The 12022-nt window shown below is 62.4% G+C and carries 8 protein-coding genes; 4 read left to right on the plus strand and 4 right to left on the minus strand.

Annotation, left to right across the window (positions count from 1 at the left end):
* The first annotated feature begins 12 nt into the window (after positions 1-12).
* From ACOOHB_RS18000 to ACOOHB_RS18010, 3 genes are all read left to right on the plus strand, one after another.
* Positions 13-780, plus strand: coding sequence for an ABC transporter ATP-binding protein (locus tag ACOOHB_RS18000; RefSeq protein ID WP_420446173.1), 768 nt, complete (start codon positions 13-15; stop codon positions 778-780).
* Between the two features lie 118 nt (positions 781-898).
* A complete protein-coding gene (locus ACOOHB_RS18005; RefSeq protein ID WP_420446174.1) occupies positions 899-1798 on the plus strand; it encodes a hypothetical protein in 900 nt (299 codons plus the stop codon).
* 2504 nt (positions 1799-4302) lie between these two features.
* Positions 4303-4917 carry an IS630 family transposase gene (locus tag ACOOHB_RS18010; protein ID WP_420446175.1) on the plus strand — a complete coding sequence of 205 codons (615 nt, stop codon included), beginning with the start codon at positions 4303-4305 and terminating at the stop codon, positions 4915-4917.
* Here the strand turns inward: ACOOHB_RS18010 and ACOOHB_RS18015 are convergent.
* The 4 genes from ACOOHB_RS18015 to ACOOHB_RS18030 all read right to left on the minus strand — a co-directional run bounded on the left by ACOOHB_RS18015 (position 4914) and on the right by ACOOHB_RS18030 (position 9531).
* Entirely contained in the window at positions 4914-5546 is a 633-nt protein-coding gene (locus ACOOHB_RS18015; protein ID WP_420446176.1) for a helix-turn-helix domain-containing protein, read from the minus strand. The genes ACOOHB_RS18010 and ACOOHB_RS18015 overlap by 4 nt on opposite strands.
* Before the next feature lie 283 nt (positions 5547-5829).
* On the minus strand, positions 5830-8667 hold the full coding sequence (locus ACOOHB_RS18020) for a cell wall-binding repeat-containing protein (protein WP_420446177.1): 2838 nt from the start codon (positions 8665-8667) through the stop codon (positions 5830-5832).
* Positions 8668-8717: 50 nt separating this feature from the next.
* Positions 8718-9191, minus strand: a complete 474-nt coding sequence (locus tag ACOOHB_RS18025; protein WP_420446178.1) for a hypothetical protein — start codon at positions 9189-9191, stop codon at positions 8718-8720.
* A 148-nt stretch (positions 9192-9339) separates the two neighbouring features.
* Positions 9340-9531 (minus strand): hypothetical protein, encoded by a 192-nt coding sequence (locus tag ACOOHB_RS18030; protein WP_420446179.1) that lies wholly within the window; start codon positions 9529-9531, stop codon positions 9340-9342.
* A gap of 304 nt (positions 9532-9835) precedes the next feature.
* Between ACOOHB_RS18030 and ACOOHB_RS18035 the strand changes: the two genes are divergently transcribed.
* Positions 9836-11947 carry a cell wall-binding repeat-containing protein gene (locus tag ACOOHB_RS18035; protein ID WP_420446180.1) on the plus strand — a complete coding sequence of 704 codons (2112 nt, stop codon included), beginning with the start codon at positions 9836-9838 and terminating at the stop codon, positions 11945-11947.
* Positions 11948-12022: the final 75 nt, after the last annotated feature.

The raw sequence follows: 12022 nt of genomic DNA on the forward strand, positions 1-12022 counted from the left end.
AGGAAAGACGAGATGGCCACTATCCTGATCGAGAATCTCACCAAGGTGTACCCGCCGACGCCGAAGTACCCCCAGCAGGTGCAGGCGCTGGGAGGCGTCTCCCTGTCGGTGACCGGCAACGTCTTCGTGGCGGTGCTGGGACCCTCCGGCAGCGGCAAGACGACGCTGCTGAACATCGTGGCGGGCGTCGAGGAGCCCACCGCGGGAGCGGTGAGGGTCGTGCAGGACGGCGTGCCGGCACAGATCGGCTACGTGTTCCAGGAGCCGAGGCTGCTGCCGTGGCGGACCGTGCTCAACAACATGCTGTACGTGCAGAATCGCAAGTCGGACCGGTCCAAGCGCGAGGCAGAGTTCTACCTGTCCATGGTGGGACTGAGCGATGTCGCGCATCTCTATCCCGCCCAGCTGTCGGCGGGCATGCAGCAGCGCGTGGGCATTGCTCGGGCGTTCCTGGTGAATCCCGACGTGTTGCTCATGGACGAGCCGTTCAGCCATATGGATGCACTGACAGGACGATCGCTGCGGGACTACCTGCAGAGAATCTGGCTGCACACGCGCAAGACCGCGATCTTCGTGACCCACGATGTCGGCGAGGCCGTCGAGTTGGCCGACCGCATCATGATGCTGCGGCCCGGCGGCGTCGTCTTCGACGACATTCCCATCAGCCTGCCCCGGCCCCGACGGGCCGACGATCCTGCCGTGCGCGCGGTGGAATCCGAAGTGCTGCGACGATTCGACTCAATGGAAGCAGCGGTCCGTTTCGGAGACCAGCGGCCCTGAGTCATGGACCGTTCGCGAACGCACGGTGAGAGTGCGGGGCCGTGCAAGGGGTCGCAAGACACGAGTCCTGCGAAAGCTCGCTTGGTCGGCTCCTCTCACTATGGCTGCAGTTCTCATTATGGCTGCAGTCGCCTGTTCGCTGTTTGACGGTGAGGACGTGACCCTCACCGACATCGGTCACAGCACGCAGAGCACAGCCACGCCTCGGGACGGCCCCGCCGTGGAGCTCATTCCACGAGCGGAGAATCAATTCACGCCGCTTGATCCCAGCGCCGATCCCCAGACACCGCTCGGTCGGCTGAGATCGCAGTACTTCCCGGTATGGACATCGGATTTCGACTGGGCGTTCCCTCCTGATGTGTGCGACAGCGCATGGGAGCTTGACGGCATTGCGGTGCCCGTAGCAGGCGTCAACGTCGCCACCTACGGCGACCCGGCAACCATGGCCGCGCTCGCCGTGATGCGGTTCGAGTATTTCTTGTCACGTGCGTTCGCCGATCCGACGCCGTTGGCGCAGCTCTGCATCGCCGTCGGAACAGTGGACCCAGCACGCGGTGAAGCCTTGGAAGACTTCAATTCCCTGCTCGACGCCGACGAGCCGATAGCGGCGTACAACGAGCACCCGACCGAGGTTTCGATAGTCGCAATGAGTCCGACTGCCGCTCTTGCCACGGCGTGCCTCCGGCCGGCCCGTCAGCCGGCGGCCACCGACTCTGACCACGCTGACGACTCCGACGATGCATCGGGACATCTTGCTGCCTACTTGCTGGTCGTCAGTCAAGGACTCGAGGACGCCGCAGTCGATGTTTCGTATCGAGTTTCTGGCAAGGAGCGCGATACGTCGGTTGGTTGCACGGAGAGAAGCTCATGGATCGCAGCGTGGCAAGAATACGTGAATGAATGGCTTTCCCAAGGCCAAGTGTGGATTCCAGTAGACATCGAGTTCAGCAGAGCAACTATGTGCGCTGACAATGCTGAAGAAAAATCCCCGTGGTGCTCTGAGGCGTGGTTGCAATGACAGCCGGCAAACGAACTCCTCGCACACGCCGATACGCCAAGCCAGTTGTAGGGATCGTCGTACTCCTCGCGCAATTCATCTCGCCATTCGCATCCACCTTCGCGCCGGACGAAATCGATGGACTGTTCGATCATCCGAGTGCCTACGCACAATCGATTGGCATCACGCAAGGTGATCCGGACTCGTGCCCGAGCGATCTCTCTGATTTGAGGCTGGGGTGGGGCGTAAGCGCCACTGACAGCTCGCTGTGTGTGTTGGAAACGGTGCCTTGTCCTCCGCTACCGTGGAGCCAGTATGAGTTTCTCACTCCGTCAACCGCATATCCGGAGTTCTGTGAATTCATTACCGGACCTGGAACGTACGATTACGCCGATTGTACATTAGCAACTGGTGCACTGGTGACGATAGATACTGCAGGTGACTGTACGTATATGACGTTTTCGAGGTGCCCGTTTGGTGTACAAGTCAGCGACGATACGTGCCGGCTCGTGGAACGTCGGACGTGGAGCTGCATTGCCGGCACCGTTCCGAGAAACGAATTCAATACTTGTGCTCCGCTGCTGCCTGTCGGCAGCGTAACGGACCATCCTGCATGCGGTGCTGGCGCACCGGCATTTGCGGTCTCAAGCTGCGATGTATACGTCGGATTTGATGTCATAGCCGACCCGAGCTCGGTCGCTTGCAGCAGTTTTGATCCGACAGCAGCGCCACTGTTGTTTCGTGTAATCCTCACCAATTCGTATTGGTGCACGTATGATTCGTCACTTGTAAATGTCGATTGCCATCTCATCGGTGCGTCTTGTGCTCCGATTGACGCTTCGTGTCTCAAACGTGCAACCGGAACCGGGGGATGTGACTCCGTTGGTAATGTGATCGGTTGCCGCGCTCTGCAAGCGCAATTTGCGGCCGGAACCATTGAAGCACGTGATTTTCGGACGACTCGTTGCGAGCCATGTGTGCCATTGCCATTTCAACCAATCCCTGATGTTTGTCCCGGGGAATTATCGGAACCGCCCCGGTATGCTTCCAAGAGACCCGGTGATTTAGTCAACGCGATGGAGGCCCTTATTCGAGAACGCCGCGATCTGTATATTGGCAGACCTGAGTGCTTTCCCGTGGTGTACAGTGCTATGGAGCCGCTCTCCGATCACTCTGGTTGTGCGCGCCGGTCATCCCCGTGTACGAGTCCGGCTAGCGGTCGGCTTGAGTGGCATTCGAATCATGTTTCGCAGCTAGCGGTTGTCAATACGCCGGTCACTGTCGTCATTCGTGATATTGCGCCGGTATTTGTCGACGCAAACTACTTGACGCGAGGGCTGCTGGGGAAGACTCGCACATTTGTCATGTTTCCCGAGGGAATCCAAGGACAGAATAACGGCCTGCTCAGGATCCGACAAGAACCCGCCGTGGATAGGGCATACGCGGACGTTGTAGAGATTGGAAGCGCTACCGTTGAGTGTGTTGCGCAATATTTGCCGCGATTTGTCGTCGAAGTTCAGGAGTTGTGGCCCGATAATCCGGCTGATGAGGTCCTTATACCAAGGCTTTTTGGTAGCAATGCTTTAGATTGGTGGCCGGACGCCACCGAGATTGCTGAACGAAGGAAGTGGACTGAGAGCCGAGGGCTCACCTTTTGGGACGACTTGACGACCCCAGAGCAACAGCGTGCACGGGTAGATTCATTGAGAGTGACTGTTCGCTGCGACAATAGGCAAGACGATGAGATTTGGTGTCGATGGACTCCGTTGAGATCAGGATATTACCGTTTGTCCGCTGCCGGTGCTTGGGCGCTTCATTTCTACGGTGATCGCTTATGGATCGCTCCGACTACCAACCCGATTGTTAACCTGAATACTCGACTGGTGAATCTCACCGATTCAGATCGGGCTGACCTTGCAAGCACAATCTTGAGTTGGGGTCATGCACCCAGAGACTTTGGCTTCAACGATAGCCTCGATGGATTGCTGTCGCACCCGCTTGATTCTAATGGCAATCCCACAGGTCAAGACAGAGCGGAACTCTACGAGAGCAATGGGATGCAATCGGGCGCGAACGGCTTGAGCACGCGTTGCCCGCCGCTCGATCTCCGGGTCGGATGCACGGGTCCGTCGCTCACTGGCAACTATGCAGAGACAGAGCCGCTCGGTGTTCTGGTGTATGAGGCGCGCGTCGTGACACGTGCCCCTTCGGGACCTTGAGACCCTTGCACATTCCGTGCTTGCCTCCTCGCCTCCTCGCCGTTGCAATCCGGGCAGAGCGCTCCGACGAGCGGCGCCAGAAGGGCGCTCCACTCGTCGTCCGATAGCCGTGCTGTCCGAGACGAATATCGCAGTGTTCGGGCGCAACGCTGCTGCTGTTGCCGTCGTTGGCTCAGCGGTCGCGGACCTAGTGGTTCGTCGTTGAAATGGTTGGGGCGCGTATGGTGGGGGCATGACTGCTGGATTTGTCGTGTCGGATGCGGATCGTTTGTCGTTGGAGGGGGTGGCGCGCTCGGGGTGCGAGCCGTGGCGTCGGGTGCGGCCGGCGAGCGCGCTGTGGTGTTCAGCTTCGACGAGAAGACCCAGATCCAGGCGCTGGACCGCACCCAGCCGTCGCTGCCGATGCGCCCGGGCCGCAACCGCACCCTCACCCACGACTACAAGAGAAACGGCACCATCGACCTGTTCGCCGCCCTCGACGTCGCCACCGGCGAGGTCCTCACCCAGACCCGCAAGCGCCACACCGCCAACGACGTGCTGGCGTTCTTCAAGTGGATCGACCTGCACACGCCGCGCCATCTCGACGTCCACGTCATCTTGGACAACGTCTCCGCCCACAAGTCCGAGCCCGTGCGCACCTGGCTCTCCCACCCCCGCCGCAAGCGCTGGCACCTGCACTTCACCCCCACCAGCTCCAGCTGGGCGAACCTCGTCGACCGCTGGTTCTCGATCCTGACCCGCAAAGCCCTCAAGACACAAGCGTTCACATCAGTCGAACACCTCAAAGACGTCATCGAGCACTGGGCCGCGCACTGGAACCACGACCCCCAGCCCCTGAAATGGACCAAGACAGCCGACCAGATCATCGCCAAAGTCAAACGAGCCCGAACCGCCCTCAACAAAACCGCGACACACCACTAGGTGTCCTCGCTTGCGTTGTAGGCACCGCTCATGTAGCTGGCTATGACGGCTCGCCAGTCTTCGAGGCTGGGCCTGCGCTCAGGTCTGGTCTCGAGTGACAAGATGAGTTCCAGGCCCAGGTTGAGAGCTTGATAGCACAGGAGCATGCATTGTGTGTCTAGCTCAGCGTTGACGTAGCCCTCGGCCTTGGCTGCCTCGATCAAGGCGGAGTAGGCTTGCGTTTCGGTATCGAGTGCTCGGGAGACCTGGGATTTGAGCGTTTCATCGCGACGCGCGAGAACGCACGCCTCAAGCACCAGGCTTCGGAATTTGTCGCCGATCGATGACAGATGATCTGCGCCTAGGACTTCGAATTTGTCCATGATGTTCATGTCGCTGGAGGCAACGTTCACCAGAGCGGTGTTGGTTGTGGCGTATTCAACCGCATCGAGAAACAGGTCGCGCTTGGTTTGCCAGCGGCTATAGATGGCACCTGTGGTCAGCTTGCAGCGACGCGCGATATCTGCGACTCTGGCGGCTTCAAATCCTCGCTCGCTGAAAGCACTGACTGCTGCGTCCAGGAGGCGAGTCGTGAGTTCACGTGTTTGAGCTCTGACTCGGGTGTTTTCCGAATCTTCCTCATCCAACATACCTAAGACGATAGCTACATGCTGCGCACGAATTGTGGCTCAAGCTGCCACGAGATACCACGACATTGCCTACTGGTAACAGTTCCTATTATTATCAATCGGATGCCCCGGTGTCATAAGTCCCAGTTGGACGTTGATTTGAAGTAGCGCACGAGCGGCAATTCCCAGTAAAACTATCGAACCGATTGGATCGGACAATAATGGTTATTATGTCTAGTTACAGGGACCTGAATGTCGCTCCATTGGCGAAGGCTTGCGCATCGACATCACGCTGGGCTGCGAATCAGCCGAGTTCGGCGGTCCATTGCCAGTGGCAGGATGTCGCGCCGTTGTCGGCGCCGCTGAGTGTGCCGATCGTCAGCGTGTCGCCGTGTTCGAGCCTGATGCGGGTCATCTGGTCGAATGGGATTTCTTCGCCGTTGACGCGCACGACGCCGACGCCGGGTTCGTCGCCTTCTTTGAGTTCACTTGCAGCGATGTCCCAGTAGGCGCAGGAGGATTCCTGGGTCGGTTGCCAGTAGCCGGGCTTGAGCTGATGCTGGGGGCTGAGCCGGTCGGTGCGATGCGTCTGTGCCTGCGAGTACGTCAAGCGAAGAGGGCCGGCTGCGCCGCTGGCTTCAAGCTCGGTCAGCCGGTCGAGTGTCGTTGTCCCGCAGCTGGGAATCGTGTCACCGAACGTGCTGCTGCTCCAATGGCATGGCGGCGTTTGCCCATCGACGTCGATGACCGGTCCGGTGACGATCCACCGCTGTGAATCGGCGTCGAATCGGCTGAGTGCCGAAGCTTCGACGGGGTAGGCGTCGGCGGCGCCGTTCAGCCGGAACCGGACGCCTTCTCGCAGCAGCGGATGATCGATGTCCAATGCGCGTACGGCCAGCATGAGATTGGTGCGACTCAGGCCGCCGGGCAGAGCCTCGGCGATGCGCAGCGCTTCCACGTAGGGGTATGCGAGCAGGTAGCCGTCGTAGTGCCGCGGGTCGGTCACGTCGAGCCCGGTGGCTTCGATGCTGTTGTAGGCGAGCCTGATGAACGGTTCGCTGGCGAAGTACGGGTCGAGGTGGGGCTTGACGCCGCCGTCGACGATCCACCAACCGTCGGCTGTCCTGCCTGCCGGAGCTACGAACGCTTCGATGTTGTCGCAGATCGACGATGTGAGCATTGCGCCTTCGCGTGAACGGATGGCGCTGGCGAGCCCGGTGCTGTCGGCGAGCCGCATCGCCGAGGCGCATGTCGTGCCGGCAGTCATCGCGATGATCACGTCGGGCTCGGCGTTCGCGATCGTCCTCATGTGCTCGGCAGTGATCTCTGCGGGGCGATGCCTGACCGCTACGAACTCGGACACGACGGCTGGGTTGGCCTCCGCCCACGCCGCGAAGCTGTCCTCGTAGACCCGGCCGAAGCTGTTGTCCATCACCACGGCCCCGACTCTCACGGGCAGCTCGGCGCTGAGGTTGGTTTCGATCCAGGCGCCCCACAGGAGCGCTTCGGTCGGGTAGGACATCCTGGAACCGGTGGTCCATGGGCGCAGCTGCGGGTCGCCCCACGCCGCGAGAGCCGACTGCACGAATGGATGGGGGACGCACAGGTCGTTGATCCGGTCGTACACCGCTAACGCGGTCGATGATCGAAGCGTGAGCAGGGACAACACATTCGTGCCAGCAAGAATGCTGTCGACGGCCGTTTCGGGATCTTGGGTGTTCGCATCGGGGCTCGCAGCGTCGACGAGCGTGACGTGCCTGCCCGCGACGGGATCGTTCTCGTTCACCCAGTCGAAGTAGGCCGCCATGCCAGCAGCGATACCGGCATATGCGGGGATGTCGCCCGACAGCGCAGCGGGGTAGCCGATGCGGATCTGGGCGTCGGTGATGCCCGCGTCGTCATCCCAACCGTCGGGGCACTCGCCGAGATCGACCTGGAATCCTGCGGGACCACGCAGGACGCCGTCGTCGCCGACGCCGTAGGTGCCGTCGCCGATGTTGGCGGCCAGCTCCGCCACAATCCGGTCACGCTGGTCCGCCGCGGCGGCGCGCACGTTCGACAGCGCCGCCTCGAAGCTGACAGCGGCAAGCGCTTCGGCCGACACTGCCGCCGTACCGCCGAAGGCGACCACCGTGTGGGTGCGCGCGTTGATCCACTGGGCGGTCGCCGGGTCGATCTCGCCAGGATCGCTCAGCAGCAACGGCGCGCACAGCTTGGCGAGCAATGGCCCTGCGCTCAACGCATCGAATGGAACCCGCGCCGTCGCCAGACCCACGGTGGATCGATCGAAGCATCTTGGCGTAGCTGTGGCCGAATACTTGCCTTCGAGGAACTCTGCCGCCAACCGAGCGGTATGGAAGCGGTCGTCACCGCCCAGACGAGTCACCGCGACGCCCGACGCTTCGAGATCGGCCTGCACCTGCGCAGACACCGCCTCGGTGCCGCCCATGACGACCGCATGCTGAACGCCGCTGCTCGCAACATAGGACATCACGCCGACATCGAGTGCGTCAGGCGCTGTGAGCAGCACCGGGTGCCGGCCTCGGGCCGAGAAGCCGCCTGCCACCAACGAGTCCGCGAACACCTCCGAGCTGGCCACCACAACCGTGCGGCCATGAGTCGCCATCTCGCCAGGCGCTCCCAGTCGCCGGGCCACGGCAACCGACGCGGCCGACGGATCAGCGGCCGTCACCCGCTCGACCGAGCCGAGGCTTGCAAAGTCGGCCAGAGCATCGTCGGAAACCGAGTCGGCGTCGCCCACGACGACCACCCGTGACACGCCCGCATCGACCAACAGTGCTTTCGCCTCGCGCGACAGCCCGTCGGGGCGGGACAGCAGCACCGGAGCGTCGAGCGAACCCGCGAGACCCGAAGCGATCACCGCGTCCTGCCACGACACACCCGAGACCACCACAGCCGCGTCGATGCTGCCGCCGGACTCCAGCACAAATCGCTGCGCCACCGCCAACGACGTCTCGTACCGGTCCTGGCCCCACAGGCGCAGTCCCGCGCCGGCCTCGCCAGAATGCGCCCCCGCCGCCGCAGGCATCAGAGGCAACGCCGTCGCCAAGATCAACACCGCAAGCAGGAAACGCAATCGCACCGCCGTGTTCGAGGAGCGACAGTTCAATGTCAATCGCACGCGTTCCCCGCATCCGACCGCGAAGCGATGACTAGATACAGCCCCTCGCTCTATCGATAGTGAAGGGCGACGCACCCAATCAGGGTGGTGACAGCGTCATCGAGCTCGAACGCGTACCTGTTGTTGAAAAACTTCTCCGAGCAGCGCCGCTGATAGTCCTTGAATGATTCGTTGCTGCGCGGCGACAGGCCGAGGTTGTCCTGGAGCGTCGAATCTGGACGTGCAACCGTGTTCGAGGCCGCACACGCAACAATCGGGTCTCGTTCACCTAGGACCTTCACCAATTGGTACGTCATCAGATGGGTGACAGTTACGGGGTTGCCGTCGGCATCCACTATGAGGTCGCCGTCGGCGTCGTACTGGTCGGTCTCGGCCGCACCGCAAATATCGCCGAGTTGGCTAGCGACGGGGCTCTTGTGGCCGTCAGCGTGGTCAGCGGACGCGACCTGCGGAGTGGCGAGCAAGAACGCTGCCGCCAAGGCGGCCGCTACGACGACGCGGACAAAACGAGAAAAAATAAGCATGAGGTACGACAATAGCGGTTCTTATGACAAGAGCAACCATCGTTGCCGAGCATGGCGGCGATGCCGCCGGCCAGGGCCACAAGGAGGGACGACAATCTCGATCCGCCCTCAGGCGCGTGCGGCGCTTCTCGTGCCTGTCTCGTCGTTGTCAATCCGGCGTGAACCCATCAGCGTGACTCCTCCGGTATGCACTTGTGTCGATGCTCAGCTTGCCGCCGATCCCCTGAAGCCGATTAGGCGACTCGAACTGATGCAAGACCGCCGCGATATCGACGAGCATCTCGCTCACCTCCAAGCTGGGCCCGACATGATCGCTGTCGAAGACGTGTTTGTCACTCACGCCAAGAATTTCGGCACCCGAAAAGGCATCGCGTACGCCACCTGGCGCGAAGCCGGCGTGCCGGCGGACCTGCTCACACGGGCGGGGATGACGCGGGGCAGTAGGTCCGCAGCGTCTGCAGATTGGCAGCCGGAACGGCGCTACCTGAATCGAAGGCGCCGACCGCACGGCAACTGCAGCGCGCCTCGCTGCACCAGCCGAGGCGGGCCGTAACCACACATGCGGGTTGCTCGACAGCGGGGGGAAGTGCCGTCCGACAGATCTAGTAGTAGTTGTTATTGCTGGACTATCTAGCATGCTGCGGATGTGGCGGCGTTTGTTTGTTGTGTTGGTGGTGTGCTGTTTGGTGGGTGTGGTGCCGGTGTCTGGGGTGTCGGCTCAGTCGGCGGGGTCGGTTGAGGTGGTGCGGTATGGGGGTGCGGATCGGTATGCGACGTCGTTGTTGGTGGCTGAGGCGGTGGCTGCTGATGCGGGTGGGTCGTTGGAGTGGGTGGTGTTGGTGTCGGGGTTGGGTTGGCATGACGCGGTGGTGGCGTTGTCGGTGGCGGGCCGTTTGGGTGCGCCGGTGTTGTTGACGCCGCCTGGCGGTGTGCGGGCGGATGCGTTGGGTTTTTTGGCTCGTGTGGGTGTGTCGCGGGCGTTGGTGGTCTCGACGGGCGCCAGTGTGGATGCTGCGGTGGATGAGCAGTTGGGTGCTGCGGGTGTTGTGGTGGAGCGTGTGGGCGGCGCGGATCAGTATCTGACGGGTGTGGCGGTGGCGCGTCGTTTGGGCGCGCCGGGTGTGTTGGGCATTTCGGGTGCGACGGCGATCGTGGCCAGCGGTGAGGTGTTCGCTGATGCGTTGGTGGCGGGGCCGTTGTCGGCGCGTGGCACTTTGCCGGTGCTGTTGACGCCGCCCGATGGTCTGCATGCTGGGGTGGCTGGGTATCTGGCGTCTGCTGGGGTGCGGCGTGTGGTGCTGATGGGCGGGACTGCTGCTTTGAGCGCTGAGGTGGAGAACGCGATCGCCGGGTTGGGCATCTCGGTGGATCGCATAGCAGGCGCGACGCGGTTTGGGACTGCGACGAAGTTCGCTGCGTTTGCCGGGGAGCGTTTCGGGGGCGGGTGTTTCGGCGGGGATCGTGTGAGTTTGGCGCGTGCGCGGGTGCCGTTCGACTCGTTGGGCGCCGCGCCGCTGCTGGCGCGTCAGTGCGCGCCGTTGGTGCTCGCTGAGACTGACGGGGTGCCCACTATCACGGCGAGCTTCGTTGATCGTGTGCGAGCGCGAACAACCGGGACGGTGACGCTGTACGTGTTCGGCGGCGACGCCGCGGTGTCACAGGCCGCAGTGGACGCGTACCTCGCCATCGTCGACGAACCAGAAACCGGCGGCGGAGGCGGCAGCGGCGGCAGCGGCAGCCGCGGCGGCGGAGGCAGCAGAGGCGGTGGAGGAAGCGGCGGCGGCGGGACGACCGTGACGGGGAGCGGGCTGAACGAACCGCCGCAATACGAGGTCTTGGGCCCCGTGACGGTCCCGGAGAACACCAGGCTGTCGCATTTGGTCACCGCGGTCGATGCTGACCGCGACCGCATCGTGCGTTTCGAGCTGCTGAATCACACGGACAAGTTCTCGATCACCAACGCCGGCCGGCTGACCTCGGTCGATCCATTGAACTATGAGGAAGAAGACGCTTGGAGCTTGGAGATTGCGGTCACCAGCGGCACCGGCACAAGGGAGCTGACGACGGACAACGGCGTAGTCCAAGTGACGGTGAATGACGTCGATAACGAGGCTCCCGCCGCGCCGTCGCGGCCGACGGTGTCGGACGTGACGGCCACGTCTGTGACGATCAATTGGGCCGAGCCTGACAACACCGGCCCGCAGATCACCGACTACGACGTGCAATACCGTCAGGGCGGCTCCGGCCCGTTCGCGCCGTGGCCGCACAACGACGACACCCACACGGCTGATATCACCGGCCTCGTCGAGCTCTCGAGGTATGAGTTCCAGGTTCGCGCCAGCAACGCAGAGGGAACCGGCTCGTGGTCCGCGTCGAAATCGGTCACCACGCTCGCGGCCAACACGCCACCCAGGTTCACGAACTCGCCATTCGTGCTCGTGGATGAGAACGCTGCGCTCAATTACACGGTCACCGCGGAAGATGCCGATTCCCTCGACAACGTGGTGGGCTTCGCGGTGATCGGCGGGATCGGCGAGGACAGGCACAGCTTCGTGATCGACAACTCGGGTCTTCTGACGCTGGCGCCGGGTGCGAGTCTGGACTTCGAGGCCCAGTCGAAGTACTGGATCAACGTCGAGGTGACCAGCGGCACCGGGACGCGAGCACTCATCACCACGCAGCTCATGACTATCGAGGTCGTCGATGTGGACGAGCCGCCGGAGACGCCCGGGGCGATTCACCAACACAGTTCATGAGTCCGTCAAAGTGACAGTGACTTGAGCGCTGGTCCAGTTGGCTTGGTCAGTTGGCTGTCGGGTGAGGAATGGGCC

It is taken from the genome of Candidatus Poriferisodalis sp., from assembly GCF_965215815.1.
GTDB lineage: Bacteria > Actinomycetota > Acidimicrobiia > Acidimicrobiales > Poriferisodalaceae > Poriferisodalis.

Excerpts from the sequence above, each read along its gene's own strand:
- ACOOHB_RS18000 (WP_420446173.1), top strand. The coding sequence starts at position 13 with ATGGCCACTATCCTGATCGAGAATCTCACCAAGGTGTACCCGCCGACG.
- ACOOHB_RS18005 (WP_420446174.1), top strand. The coding sequence starts at position 899 with ATGGCTGCAGTCGCCTGTTCGCTGTTTGACGGTGAGGACGTGACCCTC.
- ACOOHB_RS18015 (WP_420446176.1), bottom strand. The coding sequence starts at position 5,546 with ATGTTGGATGAGGAAGATTCGGAAAACACCCGAGTCAGAGCTCAAACA.
- ACOOHB_RS18025 (WP_420446178.1), bottom strand. The coding sequence starts at position 9,191 with ATGCTTATTTTTTCTCGTTTTGTCCGCGTCGTCGTAGCGGCCGCCTTG.
- ACOOHB_RS18035 (WP_420446180.1), top strand. The coding sequence starts at position 9,836 with ATGTGGCGGCGTTTGTTTGTTGTGTTGGTGGTGTGCTGTTTGGTGGGT.